General features: G+C 36.4%; 16 protein-coding genes and 3 pseudogenes. 8 read left to right on the plus strand and 11 right to left on the minus strand.

The features are described 5' to 3' along the window. Positions 1–140: 140 nt before the first annotated feature. The 5 genes from map to AC625_RS26765 all read right to left on the minus strand — a co-directional run bounded on the left by map (position 141) and on the right by AC625_RS26765 (position 2,515). Positions 141–890, minus strand: coding sequence for a type I methionyl aminopeptidase (gene map, locus AC625_RS12015; protein WP_049681482.1), 750 nt, complete (start codon positions 888–890; stop codon positions 141–143). Between the two features lie 156 nt (positions 891–1,046). Beyond that, the gene (locus AC625_RS12020; protein ID WP_049681483.1) at positions 1,047–1,229 is read right to left on the minus strand and encodes a hypothetical protein; all 183 of its coding nucleotides are present in this window, start codon (positions 1,227–1,229) and stop codon (positions 1,047–1,049) included. Positions 1,230–1,667: 438 nt separating this feature from the next. Further along, positions 1,668–2,015, minus strand: a complete 348-nt coding sequence (locus AC625_RS12025) for a hypothetical protein (RefSeq protein WP_049681484.1) — start codon at positions 2,013–2,015, stop codon at positions 1,668–1,670. Between the two features lie 56 nt (positions 2,016–2,071). Further along, positions 2,072–2,236 carry a DUF255 domain-containing protein gene (locus AC625_RS28570; protein WP_082191066.1) on the minus strand — a complete coding sequence of 55 codons (165 nt, stop codon included), beginning with the start codon at positions 2,234–2,236 and terminating at the stop codon, positions 2,072–2,074. A 132-nt stretch (positions 2,237–2,368) separates the two neighbouring features. Then, on the minus strand, positions 2,369–2,515 hold the full coding sequence (locus AC625_RS26765; protein WP_156187518.1) for a hypothetical protein: 147 nt from the start codon (positions 2,513–2,515) through the stop codon (positions 2,369–2,371). Positions 2,516–2,803: 288 nt separating this feature from the next. Between AC625_RS26765 and AC625_RS27770 the strand changes: the two genes are divergently transcribed. The 5 genes and pseudogenes from AC625_RS27770 to AC625_RS12040 all read left to right on the plus strand — a co-directional run. Beyond that, positions 2,804–3,010: a LysR substrate-binding domain-containing protein gene (locus AC625_RS27770; RefSeq protein WP_245644992.1), complete on the plus strand. Its 207-nt coding sequence runs from the start codon at positions 2,804–2,806 to the stop codon at positions 3,008–3,010. A gap of 471 nt (positions 3,011–3,481) precedes the next feature. Next, positions 3,482–3,697: a helix-turn-helix domain-containing protein gene (locus AC625_RS12030; RefSeq protein WP_049681485.1), complete on the plus strand. Its 216-nt coding sequence runs from the start codon at positions 3,482–3,484 to the stop codon at positions 3,695–3,697. A 94-nt stretch (positions 3,698–3,791) separates the two neighbouring features. Beyond that, positions 3,792–3,992, plus strand: coding sequence for an alpha/beta-type small acid-soluble spore protein (locus AC625_RS12035; RefSeq protein ID WP_049681486.1), 201 nt, complete (start codon positions 3,792–3,794; stop codon positions 3,990–3,992). 368 nt (positions 3,993–4,360) lie between these two features. Continuing rightward, positions 4,361–4,511: pseudogene (locus tag AC625_RS27775) on the plus strand (IS5/IS1182 family transposase); the annotation flags it as partial. Next, positions 4,511–4,951, plus strand: a pseudogene (locus tag AC625_RS12040) (guanine deaminase); the annotation flags it as partial. The pseudogenes AC625_RS27775 and AC625_RS12040, both read left to right, overlap by 1 nt. 163 nt (positions 4,952–5,114) lie before the next feature. Here AC625_RS12040 and xylB read toward each other — a convergent pair. The 4 genes from xylB to AC625_RS27785 all read right to left on the minus strand — a co-directional run bounded on the left by xylB (position 5,115) and on the right by AC625_RS27785 (position 9,900). Next, positions 5,115–6,614 carry a xylulokinase gene (gene xylB / locus AC625_RS12045; protein ID WP_049681488.1) on the minus strand — a complete coding sequence of 500 codons (1,500 nt, stop codon included), beginning with the start codon at positions 6,612–6,614 and terminating at the stop codon, positions 5,115–5,117. A gap of 361 nt (positions 6,615–6,975) precedes the next feature. Continuing rightward, positions 6,976–7,635 carry a YcnI family copper-binding membrane protein gene (locus tag AC625_RS12050; protein ID WP_049681489.1) on the minus strand — a complete coding sequence of 220 codons (660 nt, stop codon included), beginning with the start codon at positions 7,633–7,635 and terminating at the stop codon, positions 6,976–6,978. Positions 7,636–9,322: 1,687 nt separating this feature from the next. Beyond that, complete coding sequence (locus AC625_RS27780; protein WP_245644993.1) at positions 9,323–9,655, minus strand: inositol monophosphatase family protein; 333 nt, start codon at positions 9,653–9,655, stop codon at positions 9,323–9,325. Continuing rightward, positions 9,589–9,900 carry an inositol monophosphatase family protein gene (locus tag AC625_RS27785; protein WP_245644994.1) on the minus strand — a complete coding sequence of 104 codons (312 nt, stop codon included), beginning with the start codon at positions 9,898–9,900 and terminating at the stop codon, positions 9,589–9,591. The genes AC625_RS27780 and AC625_RS27785 overlap by 67 nt, the downstream gene beginning before the upstream one ends. A 559-nt stretch (positions 9,901–10,459) precedes the next feature. On the opposite strand from AC625_RS27785, the gene guaD reads away from it, so the two are divergent. From guaD to AC625_RS12070, 3 genes are all read left to right on the plus strand, one after another. Continuing rightward, complete coding sequence (gene guaD / locus AC625_RS12060; protein WP_049681490.1) at positions 10,460–11,827, plus strand: guanine deaminase; 1,368 nt, start codon at positions 10,460–10,462, stop codon at positions 11,825–11,827. A 524-nt stretch (positions 11,828–12,351) separates the two neighbouring features. Further along, the gene (gene guaC, locus AC625_RS12065; RefSeq protein WP_049681491.1) at positions 12,352–13,335 is read left to right on the plus strand and encodes a GMP reductase; all 984 of its coding nucleotides are present in this window, start codon (positions 12,352–12,354) and stop codon (positions 13,333–13,335) included. Positions 13,336–13,790: 455 nt separating this feature from the next. Then, complete coding sequence (locus AC625_RS12070) at positions 13,791–14,264, plus strand: low molecular weight protein-tyrosine-phosphatase (RefSeq protein ID WP_049681492.1); 474 nt, start codon at positions 13,791–13,793, stop codon at positions 14,262–14,264. Positions 14,265–14,899: 635 nt separating this feature from the next. Here the strand turns inward: AC625_RS12070 and AC625_RS12075 are convergent. Continuing rightward, entirely contained in the window at positions 14,900–15,958 is a 1,059-nt protein-coding gene (locus tag AC625_RS12075) for an enoyl-CoA hydratase/isomerase family protein (protein ID WP_049681493.1), read from the minus strand. 15 nt (positions 15,959–15,973) lie between these two features. Continuing rightward, positions 15,974–16,454: pseudogene (locus AC625_RS28375) on the minus strand (enoyl-CoA hydratase-related protein); the annotation flags it as partial. Positions 16,455–16,582: the final 128 nt, after the last annotated feature.

Below are 16,582 nucleotides of genomic sequence, written 5' to 3' on the forward strand. Positions count from 1 at the left end.
ATAAATCAGCTGATTAGGGCAAAAATCTTAGATGAAACCTAAGCTCTTACAAGATGGTTTCGTTAAACTCAATTAACATAAATAACACATCCACTAAAAAAATAAAAACGCGAAGTCATAATCCCTTCGCGTTTTTCACATTAATCTTGGTCTGTTAAAATAACTGGACCTTCTTTTGTAATGACAATCGTGTGTTCATATTGAGCAGATAGCTTACCATCAGCTGTTCTTGCTGTCCAGTCATTGCTATCCATTTTACAATGCCATGTTCCAGCGTTCAGCATTGGTTCTATCGTAATGGTCATACCTTCTTTTAAACGAGTTCCTTTACCTGGTTTCCCGTAATGAAGCACAGTCGGCTCTTCATGCATTGTTTTTCCGATGCCATGACCGGTAAAATCGCGTACGACAGAGAACTTTTCCCCTTCTGCATACGATTGAATAGCGTGGCCGATATCCCCTAATCTGTTACCGACTACAGCGGCTTCAATCCCTTTATAAAGAGCCGTTTTTGTCACATCTAATAATTTCTGTGTTTCTTCAGTTACTTCCCCAACTGCATAAGTCCAAGCAGAGTCAGCTAAGCCACCGTTCAATCGTACAACCATATCAATCGTAACGATATCCCCGTTCTCTAATGGCTTATCTGTAGGGAAACCGTGGCATACTTCATCATTTACAGAAGCACATGTTGCATATGGGTACCCTTGGTAGCCTTTTTGTTCGGGTGTAGCCCCATTATCAGCTAGAAATTTTTCAACAAATTTTTCAATATCCATTGGTGTAATGCCCGGTTTCATCATTTTTGCAATTTCTTTATGAGTAGCTGCTAATAACTTACCAGCTTCATGCATTTTTTCTATTTCACGTTCGCTTTTTAATGTAATCATGACAATCCTCTTTCATTTAAAATCTTATTTCAGTTGCCGCTCAGGCAATCCCTCCTTATCATATGCCTTTTCCTCTATAAAAAGCAACAAAAAGCCCGGCGAAAATCATAGGGTTAATAATTGAACGGCCTCATCAAACTCTGTGACAGGCTGATCTCAGCCAAAATTCTCACAAATATAAATGCCTTCTTTCTCATACCCTTCAGCAAAAAGTACAAATTCACTCAATTTATTGCTTGAATCCCCTGCCCAATATGTGACTTCTGGGTAAAAGTCCTGTTGTAGTTTTTTAAGAACAGATGCTTCTTTAACTCCTGTTAAAATCAAAACTTCCTTCATACTCATTTGTGAAGTCAAATATGCTTGTAGCGTGTCAGCATGACCCAGTGAATAACGAATAAGCTCACCAGCAAAACATAATCTTTGCGAGCCTTAGAAACTGCATGTGGTGGCTCTACACCATATCCAAACGTCAGAGCACCATCATACGCTTCTTTCTGACGGACTAGCAATCCTTAATAATAAAAACCACTATGGTCTTCATCCCAAAATAGCTCAATCATCTGGTTAGCAGTTTCTTTTACTTTTGTTAAATAATCCATTTCCAACGTCACTACATACATTTCAATATAGGATCATAGTAAATAGGCATAATCATCAATAAACCTGCACTGCTTTACTTCGCCATCCCGGTGTCGAATCATCAGGCACTTCGACATATTTTTAAGTTTAAAAAACACGTCCTGATTTATCTAGAGCAGCAATCATCAAAGTGTTTCAAGTTGTCAGAATCTTATCATCTTTATGCGGATAGTGCCGTTTTTCTCGATACAAGAACAATTGTTCTCTCGGCGATTTTCCCTTATCTAAAAGTGAACTTTGATTTAATCCATACTTCATAGTGATTGAATTTAGAGACTGACCAATTAAATTCGGAATATTCTTACCTTCGAAATTCCCTTCATCTGTAATATCATATACGTCACAATACAAGCGACCTAGCTCTTCTCCTAAAACCCTTTGTACTTCATCTGATATCCAAACGTAGAATTCACCTTCAATTCCTTCTGAATCTACATCTTCGGCCGAATAAAAATCGCGAAAACAAGCTTCAACCGTCAGCATTGATAGTCCACCTAGCGTCAAACACAAATTCAGCGGCCAGCCAACATGATCCGCTATCATCTGACAAACAAGCCATTATGCACCGCATCAATATCCAGCCGCTCCTCACAATCCACTTTGATTGAAATAAATCTTTCATTTAATAGATCAGAAACTCCCTGATCTTCAAAATTTTTTCGTTCCCTGGCAAGATACGAATGACAAGTGCTCGGAATAACCACCTAACTATACTTAAATGTTACATACTACGATTTTTATTATATTTGTTGCTTAAGTGCAGTTTACATATTCTATCAAGGTTAATTGTTAAATATATACTATTATCTTGCTCAAAAAGAATATTAGATATTTTCTTATTTATCTTTACTACGTTTTATAATCGATTTATTTGTTTCATCTATCCCTTCTTGTTCTTTACGCTTACCTTTGTACAAATCGTTAGCAATTTGAAGTAATCTCTGACTTACCCCTTGCTTCACACGGAACGTGCCAGTTTCCAAGCATTCCGCGATCCACCTGAGGGTATTAATTGATTATCGTGAATCCTATAATATCGAATCGAGCTAAGAGTTCTAATTTACTAAGATGTAATTGCCATTCAAAAGGGAAAACTATGTTTGAAACAAGAGGTAGAAATCCTAAAACGCAATTTAGTTTAATTTGAGGTAGATAGTTTTTTCTTTCCCTAAGCAATACTTTATCGGAGTCATTATTTCATTAATGAGCTTGTATGAATCGTCAATAACCAACATCGACTTGCTCAAAAAGATAAGTGCACATTCGAGGATTTGATCGATGAAACCTTGATTTTAGAACCTAATAAATCGGCTACCCGAAATTATTTGGAAGGGGTATTTAAAGAATACGGATTCAACTCACCAAAGTATATGGAGATTAGTAGCCTGGAAGCAATTAAACAAGGAGGAATTCACGGACTCGGCGTCTCGCTTGTCTCCAATTTTTCAATTAAACTGGAATCGAAACCGGATTACTAGTGGAGGTTCCAATAGAAGGAGTAAAATTTCAAAGAGGAATTAGGTACGTTTATCATCGAGGTACACATCTTTCACCCGCAGCTCAATTTATCCCTTTGTTGAATCAAGAGTCCATTTAAATAACCAATATACTCACGGATTTATACGGACATTACACGACCTGTTCCTGCTTTTCGAGCAATTTACACTCCCAATTGGGTCTTGCACAACAAAAACTGCAATTTCAAGGAGCGATTTTTGCTACGATCACTAGTTTAATGTAAAACCAGGTTAACTAAAAGCAAGATAAGCGTTCACAAGCAGGTTATCTTTTCATGTTTGATTAAGAACCTGTTCAAAGTTAACTACAATTCATTAGACAAACATTCACTCCTTTTAATTATGTAATATCATCTTCTTACCTTTTAATACTTGGTTTCCTATCTTTTCTACCTACACTCTGTTAGACTTGATTAAAGCGAGGTGTTATTATTGGCTATTTATAAAGCAAGAAAGAGCAACCTTACGACCCTTTTAAACAAAAGTAATATAGATTTTAAAACACTTTCTGAAAATACAGGTATCTCAATCGAGAAATTGTCAGACTTTAACAACAAGACAGTGATGAATATTAATACAGCAATGACGATTTCAAAAGAAATCGGCTGTACTATGGAAGATCTATATAAATGGACCAAAACAGAGTGATTAATTTCATTCTTTTTTTTATGTATAAAACTCTCCCACTAACACAAACTATTCTTGCAACACCATATTCTAAAATTCTAAGGAGATGTACATCATGACAAGTAACAACAGTAATAATTTAGTTGTTCCAGGAGTACAACAAGCATTAGATCAAATGAAATATGAAATTGCACAAGAGTTCGGAGTTACATTAGGAGCTGAAACAACCTCACGTGCCAACGGATCTGTAGGTGGAGAAATTACAAAACGTTTAGTACAAATGGCTGAACAGCAACTAGGTGGATATAAGAGCTAATATTTAACTGATATTAAATATTATATGATGAGGAGAGATTACCTACTAATTTTCTCTCCTCTTATGTTTGTACTTTTTGAAACACTGATTTTATTCAGTCGATTTACTATTAAAACTTACTCATACCTCTAAAATACTCTATTATCTCTTTATCTCCTGTTAAATTAAACACAAAATCAGTCCTCTTGCCACTTAGTATATCTAAATTCTTTGTATGAGAATCAATTTCATAAATTTGAACCTTAGAGTCTCAAGGGTCCAGAGACGCAAAAAAAGAAATACCTCCCAGAATGTCGAATGGAGTAAGTACCACACAAACTCATAAGACTGGAGGAAGACTCCCTATGCCTCTTATATGACAAGAAAGCCTGTTTGACCTGCAAGATTTATATGATTTAGAACCTACCCAACGATTTTAAAGTGATTTTTTCAGCTATCGATATTGATCAAATCTTCGCTGTGGTAACGAAGAAATCACGTTTTGGTAAGCCTGCTGAACTCAACTATGCGGCAATGATTATGTGCAAGATCGCTTCATAAAAACGATGAGTTTGCTCTACATGATTTCGGTCTATTAAGTGAAAAGTCTGTCATGGCGCATTGTAATTTCTTAGATCATGACGATGCAGTTTTATTTGCTGAAACAGGCACTGCTGTTAGCCATTGTCCAATCTCAAATGCTTACCTTTGCCAATAGCGTCATTCCAATCGTTCATGTGCATTCTCAAGGAGTTGAGAATGGTTTAAGAACAGACATTTCTGGTGGCATCGATCGCTTGTCAGATAACCATGCTTGGGATGTACAAATTATCGATACTACATTTGTATCTGCAAAACTACCAATTTTTCATGAAAGTGAAAATTCAAATGATGTCTTCCAGAAGATCATGTATCTTGTTCGACCTGAAAACATTGGTGAGGTCTGGATACAAGGCGAAAAAGTTCATTCACATATATAGTGCGTGCTCAAAAAGAGCCGAGAAGTAATCGTCTCAAACCTTTCAGGTATACAGTAATACGCGAGGACGTGCAAACTTAATAGGAGGTCATTAAAGAGCTTTGAAGCAATTCGCAAGCTTTTTAACCGGACTTTTTGAACAACCTCTAGAAGAGTAAAAATGATTAAGATATATCCGAAAGGCGATGAAATAGCTCCTTATTCTGCTTGTAGGCCCATTTGTAGTTTTCATACATGTCGTTATAAATACGAACATCTTCTGGTTCTGGAACGACAGGTTCATCACTAAATTGGATAATTGCTTGACACGCTTCTTGAATAGATGGATAAGCTTGAACACCAACTCCTGCCATGATTGCTGCCCCTACACAGGCTTGTTCTTCTTGACTTACTTTGTAAATTTCTTGATTTAAGATATTAGCTTGCATTTGCAGCCAAACATCACTACGTGCTCCACCGCCAGATGCAATAAAGGTATCCATTTTTGTATCGAGACTTTTGATAATTTCAACTGAATCTTTTAGAGCAAATACTACTCCCTCCATCACTGCGCGGATAAGATGTGCCCGAGAATGATTTAGTACTAACCCTAAAAATGTTCCACGCGCAGAAGAATCCATATGCGGAGTTCGTTCACCTGTCAAATATGGCAAAAATAACAACCCTTCACTTCCCGGTTTGACACTTTTCGCTAACTCATTTATTTCGTGATAGGGCATATTCGATAGTATTTTTTCATTCAACCAGCTTAAAGATAATCCAGCAGCCAAACTCGCTCCCATAATATTCCAGGTTCCAGGGACAGCATTACAGAAAGTATGGGTTCTCATTTGTTCATCATATTTAGGTTCTGCGATCACTGAAAAAACTTGCCCACCAGTGCCAATTGTTAAAGAAACTTGACCTGCTTCTACAATACCGTTTCCGACCGCTTGCATTGACTGATCTCCTCCCCCATAGACGACTGGTGTCCCTTTATATAATCCTGTTTCTTTGGCAGTTTCTCCTGTTATTTCACCAGCAATATCATACGGATCGCTTACATTTGGATAGAAATCACGATTCAATCCTATTGCTGAAATTAGTTCGTCCGACCAAACTAAATTCTTCGTATCAAACGCCAATGTTGCAGAAGCATCGGTCACATCTGTCCCAATTTCCCCTGTCATCATTAGTCGAATATAATCTTTTGGCAACAGTACTTTATAAATTTTTTCATACGTCTCAGGTTCGTTTTGCTTAATCCATAGTAAGGAAGGAGTTTGGAATCCGGTAGATAGTGGATTTAAGGTAATTTCCCCTACATAATTTTTCCCTAACAAGTCGTAGATAGAGTCTACCTCCTCCTGCGTTCTTTGATCTGACCATATAATAGCTGGACGAATTACTTGTAACTGTTTATCGATAAGCACCATACCGTGCATTTGACCAGAGAAGCCTATTCCTTTTACCTCCTGCGATTGAATATGGGCATTAGTTAATGCTTCCTTTATCGTCTGTACAGTGGACTTCCACCATCTTTTTGGATCTTGCTCCGCATAGCCTTTATTTGGTATAGAAATATCATAGAATGCTTGAGCAGAACTTTTCATGTTTCCATCGATATCGAGAATGACCGTTTTTACACTCGATGTCCCTAAATCAATTCCCATTAGATAACTCATTTTATAACTTCACTCCCCGATCAAATATAATATGAAAGAACTCCTTAGACAGGTAACACTCAGATAAAACTTAATTTTTTCTTATTAATTAGAGTATATATTAGGATTTTAGCAAATTTTCTGTAATTAAGAAACTATCTTAATTGTTTAAGGATTTGAGGTTTAATAGTAAAATAATTGAGAATTAACAAGATGGTATTTAAGGCTCCTAATGTGAATTTACTATTAATAAAGACGAAGAACAGCAAGTAGTACTTTGAATAGAAATTTATTATGAAATGTATAAAAAAGAAGGCTTGATTTTTTTTCGTAAAAAAACTAAAAAGCAAGAGAATCCATTCTCTTGCCTAGACGATATTATTTAGCTTCTTTTTTTGAAGGAAATAGTCAATGATAACAATCCAACTATCAATGCTGCAATAGATAAAAAAATTGGGGCATTACTCGAACTTGATTTTGTTTCTTCTTCAGTCGTATCTTCTTTAGCGGCACCTTGCTTATTAGAAGTAGAATCAGTTGAAACTTCTCCATGTCCATGTTTTTGGGCAGATCCATCAGTTGGATTCACTACGGTCACAGAGGCTGGCTTTTCAGCATCCGGTGCCCCAACCCATTCTACTACACTACCATCTTTATAAGTTTGATATGCTTTCCAAACAATTTCTGTAGCATCTTCGGCTACTTTTCCTTGCATGTTAAACTGTCCGAAATCTGTTGGTGATAAGCCTACTCCTTCTGTTATCCACGTAACACTCATAATTTTACCAGCATCATCTTTTTGAACTTCATAAACCCAACCTGGTTTTGGCTCGAATCGAGTGATATCTACCTCATCTGGAAATTTAACTTCTATTTTTGTTGTTGGTACCACTTCATTTTCAGATGGAACTCTGACCGTAAACACCTCATATTTCCCCTGTGAAGTTTCCTTCGGCTGTACAGTAACATGGGCGCTTGCCACACCAGAAAAAAGAAAGATTGCACCAATCATCGACACCGTTATTGTTAATAATTTTTTCATCATAGAATCTCCAATCGTTTTTATATTATTTTAAAACAATAAAACCCGTACTGAGTACATGCACTGAATCTTTGAATAGACCATCAACATGTATTAAACGTTCTTGCCTTGCTGCCTTTTGGAAAAGGAACTTGAATCTACCAAAGTAGTTTTTATATTTTGGAAATTGATCAATCTGTTAATCCCTCTTTCTGAAACAAAGAATAATAATAGTTCGCAAATCTCTTTTTTTCAGCCATCTTTCAACTCGCTTATACTTGTTTGATTTAAATCTTTAGTATTTGATATTTTATCAACCTCCGTTTTTTATCCCATGATTGATACAAGAATATTTCCAATCTGCTCACATATATCCAAGGTACCTACCTACTCCAAACATGTTAAAATTTGTTTTCTTTGTACTCTTAGTAATATTGGATCTCTCTACTCAATTTTTAAAAAAGATTACATCTGACTTCTAAAATCAGCTAATGCACTTATCAAAACAATGGAAAATCCTTTCTTAGCACGTTATGTATAATGCAGTTGATTTACATTTATATTAAATGAATCACCTTATTATATGATTGTATAAAACGGTACATTATGATAATTAATAACAATTTTCATCATAATATAGTTACTTAATATAGCACTCTTGATAACTACTCCTACCATTCCCACACCAAATGTGACTGTCCGTCTGCTATATAAACAAAAGGTAGTGTTTAGCACTAGAGAACAAAGATCCGGTTACGTAGGAACCAGCACCAAAGAGTGATTATCCAGATAAATAAACACTTTTCAAAATTTCCAAATCACAATTAATAAAATCAGTAGGCTCAACATTATGAAAAATGTAAAAATCCTCCATCGATAAGTTGTGTACTTTGCCTTTATCTCATTCATAATTTTTTTGTTTTCCTGAGTTCATTTATCAATCTTCTCTTTTATATGTTTAGCCAATTGTGGACTTCCGTAGCCTCTGATTTCTGACCATAGTTTTTATATTTGCTTCCGACAATTCTAAGCTCAATCATTTGTAAATACTGTACTAAACCGTGTGAAACAATAAGAACAAATAGTAGGTTTTGACTATGTCTTTGCTATGTTTCTTTTCTTTTAAGTAAGAAACTCTTTGGTACACTCATTACAGGTTACTTTTATCTAATCACCTACGTTCTCAAAAATAAAAAGCATTCCTGCATAGGAATGCTTTTAAAAAAACAATGACTAAATTGCCATACATTATTTTCTATAGTTTGTTTATAGTAAACAACAATTTTATCATTTACAATATACTCATATTTTTTAAAAAAAGCCGTCAACTCGTTATTAATCGAGAAGAAACCAGCCGTTTCGTATTCCTCTAAATAGTCATTTAACTCTTGCGTATGTCTAGCGAAAGGATAGCCTACATGACACTTAAGATATGTACTACTGCCGTCTTCGGAATCCTCTTTGGTTGTTTCGATGATTGCCCAGCTCTTTTATAAGTAATCAATTATGTTTTCCACTTGCCCATTCCTCATCTAATAAAAAATCTCTGTATGTTTGCCTCTGTGCTATTGTGTGGAAATTAATTAGAATTAAATTTACTCACTTATTGTTTGACTTTCATGTTTTGCCACTGATACTATTCTAGCGATCTCAGCGTTAGAATGACTTAAACAATTCAGAATCGTTGAATATACTTTCAAATTGCTGGCTACGATGTTTTGATTAGAGCTGGTACGTCTCCTCCCGTTCCTCTTACCAGCAATACACCTACCGCTATGTCCCATGCACTTAAACTGTACTCCCAGAAGGCGTCGAATTTACCGCAAGCGACGTATGCCAAATGTAAGGCAGCTGAACCTAATACACGAATCGTCCTACATTCTTTCTCGATATATTCCATGCTGGCGATGTTAATTTCACGAAATTCAGATGTGGATACAAAGCCGGTAGCTATAACACAATCAACAGCTCGCTCTACTGTTGAGATTGAAATTGGATTGCCATTGCAATACGCCCCCTTGCCTCGCTCTGCCCAAAACAATTCATCTCGGCAAGGAGATCATATATAACGCCGAGCACAAGCTTTCCTTGATAAACCCATGCAATTGAAACAGTAAAGCCAGGAATACTGTGGATAAAATTTGCCGTTCCACCAATCGGATCAACAATCCACAAATAAGGAATGTCTCGGGCTGATTCCAAAATACAGGAACGTATCATTCGCTCCGAACGCTTGTCAATCTCTGTCACTACATCAAAGCTGGAGCTTTTTTTCTCAGTGACCATATCCTTACTTCGGAAAGAATCATCTTCTCAGCCTGCTTAGCCGCTTTACATACTGTTTCCAAAAAGCTCATTGTCATTGCCGTCCTTTCTATTTTAAAACCTAGGTAGTATACGGATTAAACCAATGCTCTGGCTCCGTCAGTATAAAAATAGACAAATGTAAATAGTAGAAAGATAGTTTGTCTTCTCTATATATTAATTATGTACTGAACCAAAACTGATAAAAAAACCATATAACCGATTAGATAACAAGCAACAGTAAACAAGAAAGATATTTCCATTTTTGACAATTTTTACAGCTCAATAAAAAATTGTCTAGTATATTTATATTAAACACTGTTTCATAAAAAAACTATTACATCACTAGCGTAATAGTTGATATGATAACTTGAATAAAGTATGTGTTGAAATACTTATATTTAAGGATTTGTTCGGTGTAGGTACCAAATAGATAAGCAAACTAGCTTGTCTATTTGGTTCTTTTTTTTAATAGACTTCGCATTTTAAATGCCCTATAATAGCAAATATATTTCCAAAATACGAACAACAAGGTGGAAAAATGAAAAAATATACGAAAGTTTTTCAAGGGACTGCTTTTTCCAGCAAATCACCAAAAGAAGTACAAATTTTAAAAGAATCTCTCTTTTGCATTAATGATAATGGAATGATTGAAAAAGTCGTTGCCCCAGAAGACGCTGACTACCAAATCTTATTAGACGCTTATCAAGGCTTAGAAAACTTCCATTGTTTAGCTGAAGGCCAGTATTTCTTACCGGGTTTTGTCGATTTACATGTTCACGCGCCGCAATGGGCCCAAGCAGGAACTGCTTTAGACATCCCACTCTATGATTGGTTAAACACTTATACCTTTCCACTTGAGTCCAAATTTTCAGATTTAGATTTTGCGAAAGATGTCTACCAAGATGTTGTCCGCACCCTACTAGCAAACGGAACAACTACAGCACTTTATTTTGCAACTGTTCATAAAGAAGCAAGTTTATTACTAGCCGAAATATGTGCTGAAAAGGGACAACGTGGATTAGTTGGGAAAGTTGTTATGGACAATCCAGAACAAAATCCAGAGTATTATCGTGACGTTGATACGCAAACGGCATTAGCGGATACCGAGGAATTTATTTTAGCTGTCAAAGAATTAGCAAACTCAACTAAACAGGGTGTTTACCCTGTAGTTACGCCACGCTTTATTCCAAGCTGTACTGACGACGCGTTAAAAGGTTTGGGAGAATTAGCTGCTAAGTATGATACTTACGTCCAATCGCACTGCAGTGAAAGTGATTGGGAGCATGGCTATGTGCAAGATCGATTCGATAAGAACGATGCTTTTGCTTTACATGATTTTGGTTTATTACGTGATAAGTCTATTATGGCACATTGTAATTTCTTAAATCATGACGATGCAGATTTATTTGCTGAAACAGGCACCGCTGTTTGTCATTGTCCAATCTCAAATGCTTACTTTGCCAATAGCGTCATTCCAATCGCTCATTTGCATTCAAAAGGTGTTGATATTGGTTTAGGTTCCGATATTTCTGGCGGTTTTTCACCTAGTCTTTTCGATAATGCTAGACAGGCTGTAATGTCATCGAGAATGTTAGAAGACGGTGTTAATACGGTTCTTCCTGCCAAAGAGCGCGGTGTACCAAATTCACGCATCACAATTAATGAAGCGTTTTATTTCGCAACTTCTGGTGGTGGTGAAAGTTTAAACTTGCCAATCGGTCGCTTGACAGAAAACTATGCTTGGGATGTACAAATCATCGATACTACAATAGATGCTGCAAAACTACCTATTTTTTATGCTAATGAAGATTTACATGATGTCTTCCAAAAGATCATGTATCTTGTTCGACCTGAAAACATTCGTGAAGTCTGGGTACAAGGCGAAAAAGTTCATTCACGTGTGTAATAAAATTATCATAAAAAGAGCAAGACAACTTTTAATTGTCTTGCTCTTTTTTTGTTTCTTGGTATTCTGGATGGTTATGTCGTTTACATCCCCAGTCATTGAGATTTCAAATTCCACCAAAGGGATATGACCAGATGAAATGAGTTCCACCATATAATTTTTATAATTTCCCAGCCCAACGCTCTTATTTTATCATCAAGTAGATTAATCGGATTCCTTTTATTTGTAGGACCAGCAGGCATTTATAGATCATTTTTATCAATAATTACTACTAGATTGCCAGAAAGATTATGTTCAGCTGTCATAAATGTTTCACAATAATAGTATTGGAATCACTAACATTTCTTCGTGTGAAATGTTAGTTGAATTTCTCTTTTCGTATATAGGTCATTTAATTTCTGTATGCCATAAACATGATTTGGTATAAAACCTTTGACATACTGATGAAAATAAGGTAAATTACCATTTGGACGAACAATTTTATTTTATATAAACTTCAATATTCGTATTTAGGGGTGTAATCCATGGATAATGTATTTGATTATGAAGATATTCAATTAATTCCTGCAAAATGTATAGTAAATAGCCGATCTGAATGTGATACAGCTGTAACATTAGGCGGTCATACATTTAAGTTGCCTGTTGTACCTGCAAATATGCAAACTATTATAGACGAAAAAATCGCCATATACTTAGCAGAAAATGGTTACTTCTATGTAATGCATCGTTTTGAACCTGAGAAACGACAATCTTTTATTAAAGATATGAAATCACGTGGTTTATTCGCATCTATCAGTGTTGGAATTAAAGATGAAGAATATAATTTCATCCAACAACTATCAGATGAACAGCTAGTACCGGAATACATTACGATTGATATCGCACATGGTCATTCCAATGCAGTGATAGAGATGATCCAACATATTAAGAAACACTTACCTCAAAGTTTTGTTATTGCAGGAAATGTTGGAACTCCAGAAGCAGTAAGAGAATTAGAAAATGCTGGTGCAGATGCAACAAAAGTGGGAATTGGACCTGGGAAAGTATGTATCACTAAGATTAAAACTGGATTTGGAACTGGTGGGTGGCAATTAGCTGCACTACGTTGGTGTGCAAAGGCAGCAAGTAAGCCTATTATTGCTGACGGAGGAATTCGTACGCATGGTGATATAGCTAAATCTATTAGATTTGGTGCATCGATGGTTATGATTGGTTCATTATTTGCTGGACATGAAGAATCTCCAGGAGAAACAATTGAGAAAGATGGCAAGCTTTATAAAGAATACTTTGGCTCAGCTTCAGAGTTTCAAAAAGGTGAAAAGAAAAATGTAGAAGGTAAGAAAATGTTAATGGAACATAAAGGTTCTTTAGAAGATACGTTAAACGAAATGGAGCAAGATCTACAATCCTCTATTTCTTATGCGGGAGGAAATAAGTTGGATGCAATCCGCAATGTGGATTATGTCGTTGTTAAGAATTCAATCTTTAATGGTGATAAAGCTTATTAATAATTTTAAATAATACGGAATTAAGTATTATACGATATTCTATTTCACAGCTTGGTGAGCGAGATACTTTGGTACTTGCTCACCTTTTAGTTTGAAAAAAATCCTTGATTTTTATATATGGTAATTGACTTGAATTGGCTTTATGATTTGCAAAAATTTGAGCCCAGCGTTTGTTGAAGATCTATATTTCTTCATCAAATGCCGGGCTCAACCACATGCTATTCAGTTGCAACATAAATTTTCATAATGTGTTAAAATGAATTTAGTTGAGGAGTTGTTCAGTATATTTATACGAACATATCATCAAAGATATATATAGCCTTCAATACTCACCACAATAGGTTTATTCTGACTACTATCTTTTTTCTAAGCTTCCTCTTCCCTGGTGGGTACCAATTAATTGGGTAACGGGTACCTTTTTTACGCTATATTTAAGTCATAAAGGAGTTGAATACATGATCAACGTTCTATTCGTTTGCCTAGGAAACATTTGTCGTTCACCGATGGCTGAAGCATTATTCCGTGACTTACTCGAAAAAGAAAATCTCCACGACAAAGTTACAGTTGATTCCGCTGCAACAAGTTCATGGCACATTGGAGCCCCTCCACATAAAGGCACACTTTCCATTTTAAAAAAATACAACGTCTCATCAAAAGGCCTTGCTGGACGTCAACTGATAAAAGAAGACTTTGAGAAATTCGACTACATTGTAGGTATGGATAATAGCAATATAAAGAACATATATGAAATGACTGGTCAACCTAATCATCCTAAAATCATTCGTCTACTCGACTTAACTGATGATAAAATGGATGTTCCAGACCCTTATTACACAGGTGATTTTCAGGAAACATATGACCTCATCACAGACGGATGCAGGAAATTACTTGAGAAAATAAGTAAAGATATCTTCTTAACAAAAGAGTAAGTTACCACCCGCTATATATGCGGGTGGTTGTTTCGTATCTATAGTGAATGAGGACTCTAATCAATTTGATTTATCTGATTTTTCCCGTTGTCCCCACGGTTTAAAGACTGAAATGACAAACATCGTGCCTAATGAAATGATTTGAAATATCAGCTTCTATTTCTTTTATAGCTTGTAAAATTTATTCATAAAATTCCATGGGCTCAATATCTGAACTTATATTTTCATTTGATTCATCAATCAATATTTCAGGGATAGTCATTAAAAGTAACTCAATAACTGTTGCTAAGAAATAAAGTTTGAGCAAAAAGACCTCGCAAACCCATACTTTACGATAAATAAAAAGAATTCATTTTGAATAAGGAATGATCAAAATGGATTCATAGCCAGCATATAAGTTTCGGTTTTTATAAAAAAGTTTAATCATTTCTATCTGTGCTGCTATTCAATCGCGCCCGATTGTTGAAGAAGGATATTCATCTCCATTACTGAGGGGTTATTGCGTAAACGCACCCGTTTCTAGAATAAGGAGGTTGTACGGACCAAATTCAAACACAATAAGACCTTAGTATTCACATTGCCTCTTCGATTGACCCTTCCGTTCTCATGTAATTAAAACTCACACCCCCTTCATCTTATGAAACAGGTGATCTTGGTTTAAAAAATTTATTCACTATATCATCCGTTACATCTGAAACATGTTTGTATTCATAGTTCGGCGATTGGTCTCGGTCGATGAGGATGGATCGTACACCTTCATAGAAATCTCCATGCTTCAAAAAGTTTTTGGCTAGCAAAAGATCGGTTGCAAAGCATTCTTGCATTGTTTTGTTTTTTCCGTCGTTCAGTTGTTTTAACGTGATCTTTAATGAAAATGGGGATTTGGAAAGAAGCAGTTCCTTTATATTCACGCAAGAATCACTGCCCTCACTGTCGAGCGACTGAAGAATCTCTTCGACTGTTTCAAACGCAAAATGTTGATCGATCTCTTTTTGAAAAGGAGCAAGTTTGCTCTCTTGAGATGGCTGTGTTCGATACCCATCGATCAGCTGATCAAGCTTTTCGTCAACTTTTCCTTTGGTCCAGTCCGTATTCTCTACTTTTTCCATAAAGTGCTGCATAGTGTTACTCTCCATATAGATGTCTGCACCGTTCATATACAGTACATCAGGAGCCTGTATAACAGACGCAGTTAGAGCGAGATAATGCCCTAAGTGCCCTGGAGCTTTGTTTAAAAAATAGGCTCCTCCTACATCTGGAAAAAAACCAATATTCATTTCGGGCATCGACCATTTCGTCCGCTCCGTTACGATCCGATGACTCGCCCCGTATGTCAGGCCAACGCCTCCTCCCATCACGATTCCATCTAAATAAGCAATGATCGGCTTTGGAAATTGATAGATAGCCATATCGACCTCGTATTCTTCCTCGAAAAAATCCTCTGCTTTTCGTAACGCTGTTTCAGACGAACGAGCTTCATAGAGTGTCTTAATATCACCGCCTGCACAAAGTCCTTTTGAACCTGCACCTTTTATAACAACGATCGATACGTTACGATCTGTTTTCCATTCTATTAATTTTCCACCGATAGCACGCACCATCTCATGAGATAGTGAATTGAGAGCTTTCGGGCGATTCAGAACAATCACAGCAACACCATTTTGGTTAACGGAAAACAAAACTTCATCGGACATCCTATCTACTCCCTTTTATGAATGTTTAAAGTCTGGTTTTCGTTTCTCAACGAATGCATGAATTCCTTCTTTGGCATCAGCTGTCAGAAACAGTTCTGCAAACCTTTTTCGTTCCCTTTCCAATCCTTGCTCCACGCTTTCGTTGCTTCCTTGAACGATACATTCCACAGCGCGTATCACACTAGTCATGCTTTTTCCTTCCACAAATGACGTTGCAATAGTTGTTGCTGTTTTTAACAATTCATCTTCTTTTACAACTAACTGGGTGATCCCAAGCTCTACGGATTCACTTGCTGAAAGGGTTCGGCCCGTAAGGATAAGATCCAATGCTGTTGCGTATCTGTTATCTTGCGAAGCCGCTGTGTGCCACCAAACGTAGGTATAAGTCCGAGCTTTAATTCCGGCAGACCTACCGTCGCTTGATCTGATACGATTCTAAAGTGACAGCTCATCGCCAACTCCATACCTCCGCCAGAGCTGGCCCATTTATCGCAGCACTGAGCGAGATATCCGTTCTATTAAAGTCCAACAAAAGGTGAATGGTTCATTCCGTAGTGAGTATGGAGCTGACAACTTTCTACGAGTAAAAAGTGTCTTCAACACACTAAAAAACAAGGTAAGTCT

Origin of the sequence: Peribacillus loiseleuriae (assembly GCF_001183985.1) — a bacterium.
GTDB lineage: Bacteria > Bacillota > Bacilli > Bacillales > DSM-1321 > Peribacillus > Peribacillus loiseleuriae.

Coding starts and splice junctions, on each gene's coding strand:
- map (WP_049681482.1), bottom strand. CDS start 890: ATGATTACATTAAAAAGCGAACGTGAAATAGAAAAAATGCATGAAGCT.
- AC625_RS12020 (WP_049681483.1), bottom strand. CDS start 1,229: ATGAAGGAAGTTTTGATTTTAACAGGAGTTAAAGAAGCATCTGTTCTT.
- AC625_RS12025 (WP_049681484.1), bottom strand. CDS start 2,015: ATGCTGACGGTTGAAGCTTGTTTTCGCGATTTTTATTCGGCCGAAGAT.
- AC625_RS12035 (WP_049681486.1), top strand. CDS start 3,792: ATGACAAGTAACAACAGTAATAATTTAGTTGTTCCAGGAGTACAACAA.
- xylB (WP_049681488.1), bottom strand. CDS start 6,614: ATGAGTTATCTAATGGGAATTGATTTAGGGACATCGAGTGTAAAAACG.
- AC625_RS12050 (WP_049681489.1), bottom strand. CDS start 7,635: ATGAAAAAATTATTAACAATAACGGTGTCGATGATTGGTGCAATCTTT.
- AC625_RS27785 (WP_245644994.1), bottom strand. CDS start 9,900: ATGGTCACTGAGAAAAAAAGCTCCAGCTTTGATGTAGTGACAGAGATT.
- guaD (WP_049681490.1), top strand. CDS start 10,460: ATGAAAAAATATACGAAAGTTTTTCAAGGGACTGCTTTTTCCAGCAAA.
- guaC (WP_049681491.1), top strand. CDS start 12,352: ATGGATAATGTATTTGATTATGAAGATATTCAATTAATTCCTGCAAAA.
- AC625_RS12070 (WP_049681492.1), top strand. CDS start 13,791: ATGATCAACGTTCTATTCGTTTGCCTAGGAAACATTTGTCGTTCACCG.
- AC625_RS12075 (WP_049681493.1), bottom strand. CDS start 15,958: ATGTCCGATGAAGTTTTGTTTTCCGTTAACCAAAATGGTGTTGCTGTG.